The sequence below is a fragment of the Companilactobacillus nuruki genome, assembly GCF_002872255.1.
Classification (GTDB): Bacteria; Bacillota; Bacilli; order Lactobacillales; family Lactobacillaceae; genus Companilactobacillus; species Companilactobacillus nuruki.
Genome location: NZ_NIPR01000004.1, coordinates 1 through 17145, shown reverse-complemented (window position 1 = coordinate 17145; position 17145 = coordinate 1). Strand labels below are relative to the sequence as shown.

The following is a 17145-nucleotide window of genomic DNA, read 5'->3' as shown; positions in this document are numbered from 1 at the left end:
TGATGTTTACTCAGGAGGTTTTTTGTTATAAGGAGTAAAATATGAAAATATTGAAACCTCAACCATTCTACTTTGATAGTGGGTCCAGTGCAGTTTTGATGTTACATTCTTTCTCAGGAACGCCGAATGATATGCGTCTGTTAGGAAGGTTTTTACAGAGAAATAATTATTCTGTTTACGCACCAATGTTTGCAGGACATGGAACATCAGAGCCATTAGATATCTTGGAACAAGGTTCTCCTGAGGTATGGTGGCAGCAAACTCAAGAGGCAATCCAGTTCTTAAAAGATCAAAAGAAAACAAAAGTTTATGTGTTTGGATTATCTTTGGGTGCAATTTTTGCTACTAAAGCATTGGAAGATTTATCGAGAATTGACGCAGGGGGCGTGTTTGGTTCACCGCTGCATAATAATAATTTTTCCCAAATCAAACAAGCCTTTTTGACTTATGCAAAAAAGGTGTATTCTATTCAACAGGATCTAACAGAATTTGAGATTGATTCTAAAATTAGAATGATTAATTCTAAAATAGATGGGAAGTTGACAGAGATACAAAAGTCATCCGTCATGGTTACTGAAAATTTAGCTGAAATAAAACGACCATATTTTATTGGTCAAGGTACGAGTGATAAATTGGTAGATCCTGATGCTGCTAAAGCTGTAGCAGAGGACGTTAAAACATCACAGCTACATTTATATGATGCAGGGCATGTTTTGACTATTAACCGCGCTCATGATCAAGTTCAGAGTGACGTGTTAAATTTTTTAGAAAATAATTGAGGAAAGAAATGCCAGATAAAGAAAATAAATTAATTGCAGATATATTAGAGGTTTTCAGAAGTAATCCTGATCGTCGCTATAAGTCTGAACAAATTGAAGACATTTTGAGAATGCATGGTGCTTCAGCTTTTAAGCGAGTTGTTAAGGCACTAGCTGTTCTTGAGGGTGAAAGTAAAATCACTTTAACTAACAAGGATGAGTTCAAAATGGCTTCTCCTGAAACAGTTGTGGAAGGTACCTTTAAGGGAAATGATAAAGGATTTGGTTTTGTTAGATATGATGAAGTAGATCCTGATGCTTTTATTGCTAAGAGTAATACATTATTTGCTGTTAGTGGCGATACAGTTGAAGTGAAGATTACTAAGCCTTCAAACCCTTGGATTGATAAGGGACCTGAAGGAGAAATCATTCAAATCGAAGAGCGCTCATTGACCAAGGCTGTTGGTGAGTTTCATGCGTATAGTGATGCCCAAGTTGAAAAAACAGGACATTATGGTTACGTTCAAAGTCATGAAAAAAAGATTGCTTCTTATATGATCTTTATTTCAGATAAGGGCTTACACCCCCAAATAGGAGACATGGTCCAAGTATCGATTGATGAATATCCTGATGCTAAACATCCCCAAAGTATGGAAGGTACAGCATTAGAGGTTATTGGTAATAAGAATGATCCTGGTGTCGACATTATGTCGATCGTGGTTGATAATGATATTAATCCAGAATTTCCTAGTGAGGTTTTAAAAGAAGCTGAGAAAGTCCCAGATCATGTCTTAGACTCAGATCGTGTTGGTCGAAGAGATTTAACTGATAACATGGTTATAACTATTGATGGGGATGATTCAAAGGACTTTGATGATGCCGTTGGATTAGATATTCTACCTAATGGTAATTATCATTTGGAAGTTGATATTGCCGATGTAACTCACTATGTTAAGGAAGGTTCACCGCTTGATGAGGAAGCTTATGCTCGTGGGACAAGTACTTACCTAGTAGATCGAGTTATTCCAATGTTGCCATTTAGATTGTCTAATGGTATTTGTTCATTGAATCCTGGTGAGGACCGTTTAGCATTAACTTGTGAGATGGAAATCGATCATAATGGTAATGTAGTTAAACATGATATTTATCCTAGTGTAATTAGATCTAAGTATCGTATGACATATAATAATGTTAATAAGATCTTGAATGATGATGCTGAATTAACTGAAGAATATGCTCCAGTTGTACCAATGCTAAAGGATATGGCAGAACTTCATGAGATTCTTTTCAATAAGCGTCATGAACGCGGTGCAATTGATTTTGAAGAAACTGAAGCTCAAATTATTGTAGATGAGAATGGTAAGCCAATTGATATTAAGCTAAGAGAACGTGGAACATCTGAAAAGATGATTGAATCATTCATGTTAGCAGCTAATGAGACAGTGGCTGAACATTATAATATCAAGCATGTACCTTTCTTGTACCGTGTTCATGAGAAGCCTGATGAAGAAAAGGTAAAGAATTTCTTTGAATTTGCTGCTGCTTTAGGTGTACAGGTTAAAGGTAACTTGAAAGAAATTACTCCAAAGATGTTCCAAAATGTTTTGCAGAGTGTTGTTGGAACTCCAGAGGAACAAGTTGTTACAATAATGTTGTTAAGAAGTTTGCAACAAGCTAGATATTCTGACGAACCATTGGGTCACTTTGGCTTGGCCGCAAAATACTATACCCATTTCACATCACCAATTAGACGTTATCCAGATTTAACTGTTCATCGCATGATTCACAGTTATGCTGAAAATGGCTTTACAGATGATGAACAAGCTAAGTGGGGCAATAAGTTAAAAGATATTGCTGAACACACTTCTGGTCGTGAAAGAATTTCTATCAATGCAGAACGTGCAGTTGATGATTTGAAGAAGACAGAATATATGGCTGATCAAGTTGGAAATACTTTTGACGCTGTAGTTAGTTCAGTAACAAGTTTTGGAATGTTTATTCAACTTGATAATACGGTTGAAGGTTTGATTCATATTTCTAATATGAAGGATGACTTCTATGAATACGATGAGAAGAGTATGTCAATGCATGGCCGTGGAACTGGTAAGACCTTTAAAGTTGGTCAACCAATTAAGGTAAAATTGATCAGAGCTGATGTAGAACATCGTCAAATTGATTTTGAGCGTGTTCTTACACCGGATGAACAAGAACAAGCCGATAAACGTGAAGCAGAATTTAAGAAGAAACGTTCAATGCAACATGGCCGTGGACGTGGTGGTCATGGTCGCCACAATGATAAGGATCATGGAGATAAAAACCATAAGAGACGTGGTAAATACGAAAGACGGTGATTCTTTTGAAGAAACATCATACAAAAGCTCCTAATGAAGTAGCTAATAATCGTAAAGCTCGTCATGATTATAATATTTTAGAAACTTATGAGGCGGGTATTTCTTTAACGGGAACTGAAATTAAGTCGGTTCGTGCAAGTAAAATGAATATCAAAGATGGTTTCGTACAGGCCAGGAATGGTGAACTTTGGTTGGAAAATGTTAATATTAGCATTTACGATCAAGGAAATATTTTTAATCACGATCCATTACGCAATCGAAAATTACTTTTGCATAAGAAAGAAATTCGCAAGATTACCTCAAGTATTCAAGAGAAGGGTATTACAGTTGTACCTTTAAAAGTTTATTTGAAACATGGTTTTGCTAAAGTATTAATTGGCGTAGCTGAAGGTAAAAAGCAATACGATAAACGTGAAACAATTAAAAAACGCGATCAAGAAAGAGAGATTCAACGTGTTCTAAAGAATGCGTATTAATCTTTCTGATGATCGCTTTTTTTGTATACTCAATTAAATAGGAAATGATTTCTGTTGTGATAAAATGAACATAAAGACACATATATTTGGGGTAAAAAAATGAAAAAGTTATGGGGAGTTATCTGGATAGTTTTTGGACTTATATTTTTTTTTCAAACGACAACTGTTAATGCCGCTAGAAGCTTCAAGATTGAACATTATCATATTACGGCTAATATTCAAAAGAACGGTGATATCGATGTTACACAAAGGCTCAATTATCAATTTGATGGAGATTTTCAAGGAGTCTACTATAATCAAAGTTTGAATAAGGTAGCCGATGTTACGAAACCTCAGGTTATGGTTGATACAGGATATTCAATAAATCATTTAAAAGAGAGCAACTCTGGTAAAAATGAGACTTTTAAACTAACTAAAACTAAAAAAAATATGGGAATTAAAGTTTATCACAGCACAGAATCAGGTAATGAGACCTTTATCTATAAGTATCGTTTGCGTGGATTAATTACTAATTATTTGGATACTGCTGAATTAAATTGGCGTCCGATTGATAATTGGGATAATCCTTTACAAGATGTTAAAATTACAATTAATTTACCTCAAGAAAATGTTCCTCAATTACAGGCTTGGGTACATGGCCCACTTGATGGTTCAACGAAAGTTGATCGAAAAGATGGCCGAGTTACTGCGACTGTTTCCGAATTACAGGCAAATAAGTTTGTTGAGACGCATTTATTGTTTCCAATTACAATTGTTGCTACTAATCCTAATAAGATCAATAAGAATAATAAACATAATATTCAAAAACAAGAGAGAGCATACGCGCAAGAGGCTAATGCTAGTCGTCAAAAGAGTATATGGATTTATCGCATTTTAATAGTTCTAGGTTTAGCAATAATAGTACTTATTTATTTAATCAAGTTCATTAAATTACATAATGATCCAGTTGATAAACATGATATTCCCACACCTTTATATCATAGTTTTGATGTTCCTAAGTTCTTGCCTAGTTTGACCAAAGTCATTTTAGATAAAGCAACTAAGGCAGATAGTCAGGCTTTAACCGCCGATCTGATGGATGAGGTTGGCAAACGACATATGAAAATTGAAAAGGTTGGGAAGAATTACGAAATTGAGGCATTGGTACCACCAACTAATAAATTTTTTAAGTATTTGATTGAGGAAGTTGGTAATGGAAAGAAAGTTACTTTAAAGCAGATCCGTACTGCGGCTAGAGAAAAGACTGATGATGAGTCTCAACTTGAAAAGAATTTTGATACATGGGCTGAGGATGCTGCCAAGGGCAGTGATAAATATCTTGATAGTCATAATATAAGTATATTGGATAGTTTTAGGTCGGCTGCCATCGCATCCGATATTATAATTTTCATTTTGATAATTATTGAAATGTTATTTGCTAGGTTTACTGTTTATACAGGGTTATCACTATTTTCTTTGGCTATGATCGTTTGGGTAATATATTGGATTATGAATAAGAAAATAACCTCATATACTGAGCAAGGTGAAATTGAAGTTAATCAGATTCGAGCCTTTAAACGGATGTTAACAGATATTGATGATATTAAATTAGCCGAAGTAGGAGATATAGTTCTTTGGGAACAATTTATTCCATATGCAGTGGCATTCGGCATATCTGATAATGTTATCCGTGCTTTGAAAGTTAATTTTAGTGCTGATGAAATAAAACAATCGGCAGTTTTGCCATATTATTTTGGTATGAGTGGTTTCTTTGCTTCAACTAGCAGTGGTTTCCAATCGTCATTTGTTGGAGCTTTGGGTGCTGGCGGTTCATCAAGTATCTCAGGAGGATCAGGTGGATTTTCAGGCGGTTCATCTGGAGGCTTCGGTGGCGGTTCTGGTGGCGCCTTTTAGTAAATTTAGTTAGATAAAAACACAAATCTAAATATCACTGAGAAATGATAATTGGATTTGTGTTTTGCTGTTAAGAGGGGAAATTTAAGTATGATAAACTATGTTTAATATGTTTTGGGGAGAATATGATGAGAAAAATATTGGAAACTATGTTCATTTGTTTAGGAATATTTTTATTTTTCCAGTTTCCAACAATTGTTAAAGCAAGTGGGAACTACCAGATTGAAAAATATAATATTAAAGCTGATATTCAAAAAAACGGAGATATTGAATTAACACAAAAAATAGATTATCAATTTAATGGAGATTTTCACGGAGTATATTACAATCAGAGTATTAAAGGTAGCAAAGGAGCAACTGATCCAGAGGTTTACATAAAAAAAGGTAAACAGACTACTAAGCTGATGCCTAATGATTCAGGGCAAAATAATACCTTCAAAGTGAATAGAACTAATAACTTAATGAAACTAAAAGTTTATCACACTACTTCAAATGATAATCTGACTTTTGTTTATAAATATCGGTTATTAGGAATGGTAACTAATTATCGAGACACCGCTGAATTAAATTGGCTAGTTATTAATCAAGGCTGGGATAAAAACTTGCATAATGTAAAAATAGCAATCAATTTACCCCAAAGAAATATTCCTGAATTAAAAGCATGGTCACATGGTCCATTATCTGGTTATACTAAGGTCGATCAAAAGAAAGCTCGAGTTGTTATGACTTTAGGGATCATTCCTGCTCATGATCATGTTGAAACTCATATGATATTTCCAACTGACGTAACTAGTGATAATCCGAATGTTATTAATAAAGATAAAAAATCTAAGATTTTGAACCAAGAAAAACAATTGGTATTGAATGCTAATGCTAGTCGTAAAAGAAGAATTTGGATTTATCGTTCGTTAATGATTTTTGGTGCATTAGTTTTAATGATAATTTATTTAGTTAGATTAGTTGGATTTTTAAAGAATCGTGGAAATAAACATATTATTCCTACGCCGTTGTATCATAGTTTTAATGAACCAAGATTTTTACCTAGTTTTACTAAAATTTTATTGGATCGTTCAGATAAAGCAGATAGTCTGGGGTTAACAGCCGATTTATTAGTTGAAGTTGGTAAAAGGCGAATGAAAATCGAAAAATTTGGTTCTACCTATGAAATAATTGCTTTAAAAGAACCTAGCAATTCATTCTTTAAATATCTGATTGAAGAAATTGGTGACGGAAAAAAGGTTAATTTACGTCAGATTAAAAGTGCTGGACAAAGTTTTAAACGAAAGAAATTAAATCAAGAGTTTGATAAGTGGTCGAAGAATGCTGCTAAGGGGCGAAAGAAATATTTTGATCAAGAGAATATCGATATTGTGGATGATTTTCGATTTATGGCAATCGCAATTTCTATTATTTCAGCGGTTATCTTCGTTATTTCTTTGATTTTTAATAGAAATGTTTTGTTGACGGCAGTTGTCTTAGCAGTATTAATATCTATTTCTTGGTTGATTTGGATAGGGGCCAAGAAAAAAATTACTCCTTATTCTGATTTGGGAGAAGAAGAAGTTAATCAAATTTTGGCTTTTAAAAGGATGCTAAAAGATATTGATGATATTAAGATGGCCGAGGTTGGAGATTTAATTCTCTGGGAACAATTTCTGCCTTATGCAGTTGTTTTTGGTGTTTCTGATAAAGTAATTAAAGCTTTAAAGATCAACTTTAGTACTGAAGAAATTAATCAATCATTAATAGTACCGTTTTATTTTGGTGCTAATAGCTTTATTAGTTCTGGAGCAAGCAGTTTTCAGTCATCATTTACTAGTGCATTGACGAGTGGAGCAGGCAGCAGTTCTAGTATTTCTGGTGGTTCAGGTGGATTTACTGGTGGTTCATCTGGCGGTTTTGGTGGAGGCTCTGGTGGAGCCTTTTAAGAGTGAATAAAAAAAATAGGCTGAGAATTTTTCTCAGTCTATTTTTATACAGTAAATTAAGCGTTACGACGCTTGAAATAGAGTGTTCCAAAAAGAACGATTAAGCCAAGTAAACTTGCAATAATACCAGATTTTTCACCTGTTTGTGGAAGTGTACTTGAGTTTTTATTACCAGTTGATAAACCATTGTTAGAGTTACCAGGATTTATAGGGTTAGTGATGATTCCACCGTCAGAGCTATTATTGTTTGAGCCAGGGTTTTCTGGATCAACTATAATACCACCACCGTTATCTTCATTACCATCAACGTCAGTACCGGGTTCTTCAGTATTTGGCTCTTCAGGATCAGGTTTTTCAGAACCAGGTTCTTCAGTACCGCCACCAGAGCCACCGCCTGTTGTTTTCTTAGGATCAGATGTAACTAGGTCATCTTCCTCATGGAAACTAACATCTTTGTCAGTGATAGTAAAGTACAGCTTATCGGGATTCAATTCATAACCTTCTGGGGCTTTAGTTTCTAAGAAATAGTATGTTCCAGGTTTAAGATTATCAGCTTGAATAACGCCATATTCGTTGGTTGTATACACTGAAAGTGGTTTTCCATCTTCGGTATATAAAGTATATTCAGCGCCAGGTACACCGATTTTTTCCTTCTCATCAGCATCGTATTTGATCATAAAAGCATTGAAAGTGTCATCATCGTCTTCTTCACCTCCATCATTTCCATCAATTTTTTCATTTGAAATAGAAATGATAGCTGGAGTTGTGTCACCGTCACCAATAGTAAAGGTAACTTTATGATTGTTTGCAATATAACCATCAGGAGCCTTAGTTTCTACTAGTTCGTAATTACCATAAGGTAAATTGTATAAGTAACCAAAACCTAATTGATCAGTTGTTACAGTATGTATTTCATTAGTGTCAGTATTTTTAACTGTGAAGACAGCTCCAGGTAAACGCCAGCCAGTTGCTGAATCAACTTTTTCAAGTAGAATTGAACCTTCTTTTGATTCCACAGGTTCGTCCATTGCAGTAACGTCAACAGCCTCAGTTGTTTGACCAGTTATTGTGAATGGAACTTGGTTGGTATTGCTTTGATAACCATCAGGAGGAGTTGTTTCAACAAAGTAATAGTCCCCAGCAGATAGTTTATCGTAACTGATTTGACCATTGGCATCTGTTGTTAAATCTGAAACCACTAATGTATCAGAACCAGAGTCTTTTTTATAGAGACTATATTTGGCTCCTGGTAGGAGAGTAGTTTCATTATTGGCATCCTTTTTAGTTAAAATTACTGATCCTAAAAGATTTCCACTACCATTACCAGAGTTTGAGTTGCCAGATACGTTAGCCGAGGCGCTGCCATTTAGTTCACCACCTGATCCACCATTGCCAGTAAATGTTGCATTCATACTAGCTTTGTTTTTGAAGACCGTTCCATCAGATGCCTGACTTTGATCTTTTAGTTTAGACTCAAAACTGATGGCATACATTTGTGCTCCAACAGGACTATCAAAGTTTAGTGAAAAACTACCATCAGAGTTTTGACTAGTAGTATAGTTGTTCACCACGCTACCTTTACTGTAAACACCAGTATCTTTGTTTTTCCAGGTTGCTTCACGAACAACTAGAGAATCCCAATCAACATCAAGATTAGGATCAGACATAATATCATTAACTGTAAGAGTATTTAGATTAAGCTCGTTACGGTTAACGAGAATAGTCCAAGTAACAATTGCATTACCATTGGCATCAGTACCTAAAACACCTTTTTTAGTAATATCACTGCTACTAGATGGTCTGACGTTCAACGTACTAGTTTGGTTACCATTTACGGTTGGAAAATCAACCTCATGTGAACCGACAGAAGTATTTTTATCAACCCTAACATTACTGTCTAAGTTAATGGTTCCACTAACATGATCTAAGTCATTGACTGCATCATTAAAAGTGATCTTTAATTCTTTATCTGGGCTTTCAACAGCTGTACCAATTACTACTCCATCATTATTGGTAATATCAAAAGTCCCATTTTGCTTGAAAACTAACTCATCAGGTAAGTTAATTGTCAAGGTATCTCCACTTTGCAATTTATTAGGACTTAGGTGACTGCTATCGTACGTATAAGTAAGACCGACATCACTACTATAACTATAATCTTTGTCTTGATTATTAATAGCACCACTAGTTACCATATCGCTACTATCATAATCGGCAGCTTTAACATTATCAGTGTTAAATGAAAACATTAAAACTACTAATCCGAAGGCAGCTACAAAAGTGACCAAAAAATTGCGTAATTTATTCCCCATATTATTTCCCCTTCCTATAATTGAATACTATCTAATTATAGAATAATGTTATATTTAAAACAGTAGATATGAGAAATTTATCAATAAATTAATTATCTTTTTGAAAGCCTACTAATAGGAAGTTTATATCAAATTTAAATACTATATCTTGTGAAATTAATGAAATCTATACAATATATAGAATAGAAGTGATATTATAAGAAATGTTGTTTTTTACAAATTAAGAGAATTAAATGAGGTATGGAGGAGAATAATGATGATCGTATTGAGCGGTGCAATTGGTGCCGGAAAGAGTTCATTGGCAACAGTTTTATCAGAACATTTAGGAACAGAAGCTTTCTATGAACAGGTTGATAACAATCCCGTTTTGCCATTATTTTATAAAGATCCTAAGAAGTATGCATTTTTACTACAAATCTACTTCTTGAACAAACGTTTTGAATCAATCAAGAAAGCTATGGTACAAGATAATAATGTTTTGGATCGTTCTATCTATGAAGATTCACTATTTTTCCATATGAATGCAGATATGGGAAGAGCCACTCCACAAGAGGTTAAGGTTTACGATGAATTACTAGACAATATGATGCAAGAATTACCATATGCTGCCGCCAAGAAGGCCCCAGATTTGCTAGTTCACTTGGATATATCTTATGATACAATGCTTCATCGTATTGAAAAGCGTGGTCGTTCATATGAACAGCCAGAACAAGATCCAACATTACCAGAATATTATCAACAACTATTAGCACGTTATGATGGTTGGTATGATGATTACGATTACAGTCCTAAAATGAAAATTGATGGTGATAAATATGATTTTGTTGAAAATCCAGAAGATCGTCAAAAAGTTTTGGATTTGATCGATGAACAATTACGCGTTAGAGGAACATTAGACTAAGAATATATATAAATGCTAGGATGCAATGGTGCAGATCTAGCATTTTTTAATTGAAAAATTTTCTTCACTTGATAGTAAACTCAAAATAAGATAACCTATTAAAGGCAGTTTACACTGATTAACCTGCTTAATTAAAACAGTGGAGGATTTATTTTGAATGATTTAAAAGTAAGGGATATTACCAAATTAGCATTAATTGCAGCACTTTATGTTGCAATTACTATAGCTCCAGGAATTTCAGCATTTTCTTATGGTCAAATTCAATTTCGAGTTTCTGAGATTTTAATGTTATTGCCATTTTTCGATCATAAATATAGCTGGTCATTGATTATTGGATGTTTTATTTCCAATCTTTTCAGTGCTCAACTTGGAATGTATGATATTGTGTTAGGAACACTAGCAACAGCGATTGCTTGTTTGATCATTACACAAATTCCTAAAAAAAATAGTTTACTTTGGACAGTACCAGTTATCTGTGCGGTGGTAAACGGAATTATCGTTGGAGCGGAATTACACTTTGTGCTTAAATTGCCATTCTGGTTGAATCTGATAACGGTTGGGTTTGGCGAATTAGTGGTTGTTGCTATTGGAGCTGTAATTTTTTATTTCTTGATGAAAAATCAAAATTTCCGTAAATTAATAAACTAGACAGAGAAGAAGGAAGTGATTCCTTCTTTTTTTTGTTATAATCTACTTTATAAAGTATTGTGAGGAGATGTGTTTATATGAATATCGGAATTTTTACCGATACATACTTCCCTCAAGTTAGTGGGGTAGCTACATCAATCCAGACATTGAAAAATGACTTAGAGAGAAAAGGACATTCAGTTTATATCTTTACAACAACTGATCCTAATGTCCCTAAGAACACGATTGAACCAAACATTTTTCGTTTGACTAGTGTACCTTTTATCTCATTTACTGATAGAAGAATTGCTATTCGTGGAATGTTTCATGCGGTTGATTTAGCTAAGGAATTAAAATTGGATATTATTCATACACAGACCGAGTTTTCACTTGGTATGATTGGTAAATTTGTTGCTAAGCAACTTAAGATTCCATTTGTTCACACATATCACACAATGTATGAAGATTATTTGCATTACGTTTTAAATGGTCATTTATTGAAGCCATATCATGTTAAACAGATGACTAAATTATTTTTGAAAAATGCTTCTGGGGTTGTTGCTCCAAGTAAACAAGTTAAGGAAACTATGGATCGTTATGGAATTAAGACACCCATTTCGATTATCCCTACTGGAGTAGATTTATCTGAGTATACGAAACCGGTTAATGCATCGGCTGTCCGTGAAAAACTTGGTATTGATGAGGATACTCCAGTTATCTTGATGCTTAGTCGAATTGCTTTAGAGAAAAAAATTGATCATATGTTAAAGTCAATGCCGGAGTTATTGGATTATAATCCTAAAATCATGTTAGTTATCTGTGGTGATGGTCCGGATATGGACGAATTGGTTCAAATGAGCAAGGATCTTGGCATCAGTAATAATGTTATTTTTACAGGTGAAATTGAACATGATCAAATATCACCTTATTACCATATGGCTAATCTTTTTGTATCATCAAGTGATACTGAATCTCAAGGATTAACTTATATAGAGGCAATTGCCTCTGGAACAAAGATTGTTGTAAGAAGTGCTCCTTATACGGATGCTTTGTTGACTGATCCTTCGGTTGGTGTAACATTCAGTGAAGATGATCAATTAGTACCAAAAATTAAAACTTATTTGGATCATCCTAATTCTTTTGATGATCGTGAAGCTAGACAAAAAGTTCTATATGGTATTTCGTCTGATGGATTTGGTAATTCGATTCTTGATTTTTATCGTCATGCTGAAGATTACTTTGTTAAAGAGAAACTGTCAGATTCATCAATAGATCCAGAGGAGTATTCAAATGATTAAAATTAATATGTTTTCGTCCGCAGATAAAGTGGCAGGACAAGGTGTTGGTAGTGCTTATAAAGAACTGATCAATTTATTGAAGGATCATTTTAGTGATGAATTTGATGTGAAAATAAACGATTATCATCAAAGCGATTTGAGTCATTATCATACGATTGATCCTCAATTTTACTTGTCCACATTTTCCAAGAAGCGTGGTCGTAAGATTGGTTATGTTCATTTCTTACCAGAGACTCTTGAGGGTAGTATTAAATTACCTGAACCGGCAAAGAGCGTATTTTATAAATATGTGATTAGTTTCTATAAACGAATGGATCAAATCGTTGTTGTTAATCCAACCTTTATTGATAAGTTGGTCAAACACGGATTAGATCGAAATAAAATTAAATATATTCCTAATTTCGTATCGACTGACAATTTTTATGAGAAAACTGCTGAGGAAAAAGCTGATTTCCGTAAAAAATTGGGAATCCCTGAAGATAAGTTTGTTGTTTTTGGTGATGGTCAGGTTCAGGAACGTAAGGGCGTAGATGACTTTTATAAACTGGCTCAAACTAATCCTGATATCGAATTTATCTGGGCAGGTGGATTTTCTTTTGGAAAAATCACTGATGGATATGACCGATACAAGGACATGATTGATAATGCACCTAGTAATATGAAGTTTACTGGAATTGTTGATCGAAATGATTTGGTAAATTACTATAATATTTGTAATTTGTTCCTATTACCTTCATATGATGAATTATTTCCAATGTCTGTTCTAGAAGCCTTTAGTTGTGGTGCACCGGTGTTATTAAGGGATTTGGAATTATATCGTGCAATTATCGATGGATATTATCAAAGGGCAGAAGGTTTTGCTGATATGAATGCTTTTATTAATAAAGCGAATCAAGATCGTTCTATTTTGGATAATTTTAAAAAGAAATCGCAAGAAGCAACCAATCAATATTCAGAAGATAATTTGAGTAAGATTTGGTATGAGTTCTATATGGATCAATATAAAATTGCTAAACGGGATAAATAATGAGTAGAAAACAAATAACAGCACTTTTTGTAATGCTGGGATTAGGAATAGGTATTTTTTGGTGGGAAGCCAGAAATATTGATTTTAATTCTTTAGTTTCAACTTTTAAGAATATGAATTACTTCTGGCTGGCGGTAGCATTTTTGTCAATATTGTTGTCGTATGGCGTAGAAGCAATGGTTTTGCATACGCTTTTGAAAAAAAAGGAAGATCGAAAGTTTGGTTGGTGGGAAATGTATCGAATTCCATTAATTCAGGCTTTGTTTAATGCAATAACTCCTTTCTCATCGGGTGGTCAACCTGCTCAACTGGTGGGACTCATGCAATCTAAGATTGATGGTGGACGTGCGAGTTCGGTCTTATTGATGAAATTTGTCATTTATCAGGCAATGGTTTTAGTTAACTTCATTATTGCAATGTTGGTTAGTTTTAATAGTGTTGCTAAGCATTTTTCAGGACTAGCAACTTTGATTGTCTTTGGAATGGTCATTCATGTTGTTACTATTTCTTTCTTGTTAATGATCATGTATTATTATGATTTCACAAAAAAAATGGTACAAATCGTTTTGAAACCGGTTTTATTTTTTCTTAAAGAGGAAAAACGTGATAAAATTTTACAGTCAGCTATGAACAGTATTGATAGTTTTTACAAAGAGAGTTTAGTTTTGAAGCAAGAGAAGAAGAAAGTTATTAAAGCTTCATTACTAACAATCGTTCAACTATTTTTATATTATTTCGTAGTCTACTTTGTATTACTGGCATTGAATTGTGATCATGTTAATATTCTTGATGTTTTAGTCATGCATATTATGATTGTAATGATTGTCTCGATCTTCCCAATCCCTGGTGGATCAGGTGGGGCAGAATTCAGTTTTAAGACTTTATTTGCTGGATTTATACCTTCTCCTTCAGGACTAATTTTGGGTATGTTTTTATGGAGATTTATTACGTATTATTTGGGGATGTTCTTAGGGATTATTGCTGTTTCGAAGAAACCAAAAATTGAACAACAATTTGCTAATAAATCTATGGAGCGAAAATAATGAAGCGTATTACTAAAAGTATTTCCAATTTTTTAAATACTAGGCTAGGATTCGTACTCCTAGCAGTATTTTTATATACCATTAAAACCGTTTATGCTTATGAAACTAAGTTTAATTTAGGTGTTAAGGGTTCAATTCAAACCTTTTTGATGATTATCAATCCGATACCAGTTATGCTGCTTTTGTTTGGTATTTCATTATATATGAAAGGAAGAAAGTCTTATATCTTCCTTTTGATTATTGATTTCTTGGACACTGTCTGGTTATTCTCAAATATCTTGTATTATCGTGAGTTCTCAGACTTTTTAACTATGGTTTTGATCAAGGGCTCGGGTTCGGTTTCAAATAATCTTGGTAAAAGTATTATGGGAATTTTGAAGCCAACTGATTTCTTGGTTTTTGCCGATGTTATTATTTTGATTCTCTTGTTAGCATTTCATGTTATTAAGATGGATGTTAAACGTCTTAATTGGAAGGTCCCGGTGCTTATCAGTTCTTTAGCGGTGCTTTTGTTTGGTGCTAATCTTACATTGGCAGAAAGCGATCGTTCACAATTGTTAACAAGAACTTTTGATAACAATTATATTGTTAAATATTTGGGACTAAATGTTTTCAATATTTATGATGTTGTTAAAACAACCAAGACTAATGCTGTTAAATCGCAAGCAAAGAGTTCAGACATTGATTCAATCGAGAAATACATGAAGAATAATTATGTTCAACCTAATGTTGAATATACTGGAGTGGCAAAGGGAAAAAATGTCTTTGTTATTCATTTGGAAAGTTTGCAACAGTTTATGATTGATTATAAGTGGCAAGGTGAAGAGGTTACACCTAACTTGAACAAGATTTATCATGAAGATGATACGATCAGTTTTGACAATTTCTTCAATCAAGTTGGCCAGGGTAAGACTGCTGATGCCGAGCTGATGCTTGAAAATTCACTATTTGGTTTACCAGAAGGGTCAGCAATGGTTACCGATGGTACAACTAATACCTTCCAAGCTGCACCTGCAATTTTAAGTCAAGAGGCTGGATATACTACTGCTTCGTTCCATGGAGATGTACCAAGTTTCTGGAACCGTGACAATGCTTATAAATCATGGGGTTATGATTACTTCTTTAGTTCTAATTATTATAAGCAAAAGAAGAGTTATAACGTTGGTTATGGTATGAAAGATAAGATTTTCTTGAAGGATTCAACTAAGTATATTGAGCAATTACCACAACCATTCTATGCAAAACTGATTACCGTAACTAACCATTATCCATATACTCTAGATAAAAAGAATCAATCCATTGAAAAAACTGATACTGGAGATAAAACTGTTGATGGTTATGTTCAAACAGCACATTATTTGGATCAGTCGATTGGTGAATTTATGGCATGGTTAAAAGAGACTGGTTTGGATAAGAACAGTATGGTAGTTCTTTATGGTGATCACTATGGTATTTCTAATAACCATAAAAAGGCTATGGCTAAATTAACTGGAATAAAGGGCTTTAATGATTTCAATGATGCACAGTATCAGCGAGTACCATTCATGATTCATATGGATGGTTTAAAGGGAGGCATTAACCATACTTATGGTGGCGAAATTGATGTTCTCCCAACATTATTGAACTTACTCGGTATTAGTGACAAAAATAGTATTCAGTTTGGTAGTGATTTACTATCAAGTGAACACTCGCAAGTTGTGGCATTTAGAAACGGTAATTTTGTAACACCTAAGGTAACTAAGGTCGGAAGTACATACTACAATACTAAGACCGGGAAAGTGGATAAGAGTATCTCAAATGCGGAGAAGGAGAAATTATCCAATAAGGTTACAACAGAATTATCATTATCTGATCGAGTTATCAATGGTGATCTTTTGAGATTCCATAAATTACCTGGTTTCACTACTGTAAATAAAAAAGACTATTCATATAAGAAAGAAAGGGCTCTAAAAGAACTTAAGAAAGCACAGAAGAAGAATGGAACTAGTTTATTGGCTCAGAATGATAACAAGTCAATGGTGGATCTATATCAAACTGATGCCCCAGAATTAAGCTCTAACAAGTAATTAAAGTATCAGAGGCAATCTGCTTCTGATACTTTTTTTGTCTGAATAAACATTGAAAGTAGTATCTTAAAGGGAGGATGACAATGTTAATTGATCTTTTTTATAAAAAAATGAACTTTTTTGTAAAAAAGGGTTGCACACCTCTTTGCTAATTGGTAATATATATCTTGTTGTTGCGACAGAGCAATGGCATCAACGCTTTCAAGCTTTATCGCTTGGCTGTTGATTCCAAATTATTTTAAAGAAATGCTTGACTTGATCTTGCATCTTCGGTAAGATAATTAAGTTGTCTGTTGAGATGACATCTAACAACTTATCTGTTTTATTGATAAGTTGTTAGAAAAATTATTTTAAAAAGTTCTTGACATCAACTTGTCTCCTTGATAAAATAATTAAGTCGCTGATGAGCGTAAGCGCTTAATCAGCTGGTAGACCTTTGAAAACTGAACAAAGTTTTAACACTAT

The 17145-nt window shown here is 33.9% G+C and carries 12 protein-coding genes; 11 read left to right on the top strand and 1 reads right to left on the bottom strand.

Annotation, left to right across the window (positions count from 1 at the left end; translation table 11 throughout):
- The first annotated feature begins 41 nt into the window (after positions 1–41).
- The 5 genes from CBP76_RS01680 to CBP76_RS01660 all read left to right on the top strand — a co-directional run bounded on the left by CBP76_RS01680 (position 42) and on the right by CBP76_RS01660 (position 7406).
- On the top strand, positions 42–779 hold the full coding sequence (locus CBP76_RS01680; RefSeq protein ID WP_102195197.1) for an alpha/beta hydrolase: 738 nt from the start codon (positions 42–44) through the stop codon (positions 777–779).
- A gap of 8 nt (positions 780–787) precedes the next feature.
- Positions 788–3109, top strand: a complete 2322-nt coding sequence (gene rnr / locus CBP76_RS01675) for a ribonuclease R (RefSeq protein WP_102195196.1) — start codon at positions 788–790, stop codon at positions 3107–3109.
- Complete coding sequence (smpB, locus tag CBP76_RS01670; RefSeq protein WP_166667151.1) at positions 3109–3585, top strand: SsrA-binding protein SmpB; 477 nt, start codon at positions 3109–3111, stop codon at positions 3583–3585. Before rnr ends, smpB begins: the two co-directional genes overlap by 1 nt.
- Before the next feature lie 99 nt (positions 3586–3684).
- A complete protein-coding gene (locus CBP76_RS01665) occupies positions 3685–5478 on the top strand; it encodes a DUF2207 domain-containing protein (RefSeq protein WP_102195194.1) in 1794 nt (597 codons plus the stop codon).
- A gap of 128 nt (positions 5479–5606) precedes the next feature.
- On the top strand, positions 5607–7406 hold the full coding sequence (locus CBP76_RS01660; protein WP_166667143.1) for a DUF2207 domain-containing protein: 1800 nt from the start codon (positions 5607–5609) through the stop codon (positions 7404–7406).
- Positions 7407–7462: 56 nt separating this feature from the next.
- Here the strand turns inward: CBP76_RS01660 and CBP76_RS01655 are convergent, their stop codons facing one another.
- Positions 7463–9718 (bottom strand): SpaA isopeptide-forming pilin-related protein, encoded by a 2256-nt coding sequence (locus CBP76_RS01655; protein WP_102195192.1) that lies wholly within the window; start codon positions 9716–9718, stop codon positions 7463–7465.
- A 256-nt stretch (positions 9719–9974) separates the two neighbouring features.
- Between CBP76_RS01655 and CBP76_RS01650 the strand changes: the two genes are divergently transcribed.
- From CBP76_RS01650 to CBP76_RS01625, 6 genes are all read left to right on the top strand, one after another.
- Complete coding sequence (locus CBP76_RS01650; protein WP_102195291.1) at positions 9975–10619, top strand: deoxynucleoside kinase; 645 nt, start codon at positions 9975–9977, stop codon at positions 10617–10619.
- Between the two features lie 153 nt (positions 10620–10772).
- Positions 10773–11267 carry a QueT transporter family protein gene (locus CBP76_RS01645; protein WP_102195191.1) on the top strand — a complete coding sequence of 165 codons (495 nt, stop codon included), beginning with the start codon at positions 10773–10775 and terminating at the stop codon, positions 11265–11267.
- Positions 11268–11344: 77 nt separating this feature from the next.
- Positions 11345–12544 carry a glycosyltransferase family 4 protein gene (locus CBP76_RS01640; RefSeq protein WP_102195190.1) on the top strand — a complete coding sequence of 400 codons (1200 nt, stop codon included), beginning with the start codon at positions 11345–11347 and terminating at the stop codon, positions 12542–12544.
- Complete coding sequence (locus CBP76_RS01635) at positions 12537–13571, top strand: glycosyltransferase family 4 protein (protein ID WP_102195189.1); 1035 nt, start codon at positions 12537–12539, stop codon at positions 13569–13571. Before CBP76_RS01640 ends, CBP76_RS01635 begins: the two co-directional genes overlap by 8 nt.
- Entirely contained in the window at positions 13571–14614 is a 1044-nt protein-coding gene (locus tag CBP76_RS01630; protein ID WP_102195188.1) for a lysylphosphatidylglycerol synthase transmembrane domain-containing protein, read from the top strand. Before CBP76_RS01635 ends, CBP76_RS01630 begins: the two co-directional genes overlap by 1 nt.
- Entirely contained in the window at positions 14614–16680 is a 2067-nt protein-coding gene (locus CBP76_RS01625) for an LTA synthase family protein (RefSeq protein WP_102195187.1), read from the top strand. Before CBP76_RS01630 ends, CBP76_RS01625 begins: the two co-directional genes overlap by 1 nt.
- Positions 16681–17145 lie beyond the last annotated feature (465 nt).

What these genes read in the sequence shown, in the direction of transcription:
- CBP76_RS01625 (WP_102195187.1), top strand. Translation starts at nt 14,614, where the DNA reads ATGAAGCGTATTACTAAAAGTATTTCCAATTTTTTAAATACTAGGCTA.
- CBP76_RS01665 (WP_102195194.1), top strand. Translation starts at nt 3,685, where the DNA reads ATGAAAAAGTTATGGGGAGTTATCTGGATAGTTTTTGGACTTATATTT.
- CBP76_RS01660 (WP_166667143.1), top strand. Translation starts at nt 5,607, where the DNA reads ATGAGAAAAATATTGGAAACTATGTTCATTTGTTTAGGAATATTTTTA.
- rnr (WP_102195196.1), top strand. Translation starts at nt 788, where the DNA reads ATGCCAGATAAAGAAAATAAATTAATTGCAGATATATTAGAGGTTTTC.
- CBP76_RS01635 (WP_102195189.1), top strand. Translation starts at nt 12,537, where the DNA reads ATGATTAAAATTAATATGTTTTCGTCCGCAGATAAAGTGGCAGGACAA.
- CBP76_RS01650 (WP_102195291.1), top strand. Translation starts at nt 9,975, where the DNA reads ATGATCGTATTGAGCGGTGCAATTGGTGCCGGAAAGAGTTCATTGGCA.
- CBP76_RS01655 (WP_102195192.1), bottom strand. Translation starts at nt 9,718, where the DNA reads ATGGGGAATAAATTACGCAATTTTTTGGTCACTTTTGTAGCTGCCTTC.
- CBP76_RS01630 (WP_102195188.1), top strand. Translation starts at nt 13,571, where the DNA reads ATGAGTAGAAAACAAATAACAGCACTTTTTGTAATGCTGGGATTAGGA.
- CBP76_RS01680 (WP_102195197.1), top strand. Translation starts at nt 42, where the DNA reads ATGAAAATATTGAAACCTCAACCATTCTACTTTGATAGTGGGTCCAGT.
- CBP76_RS01640 (WP_102195190.1), top strand. Translation starts at nt 11,345, where the DNA reads ATGAATATCGGAATTTTTACCGATACATACTTCCCTCAAGTTAGTGGG.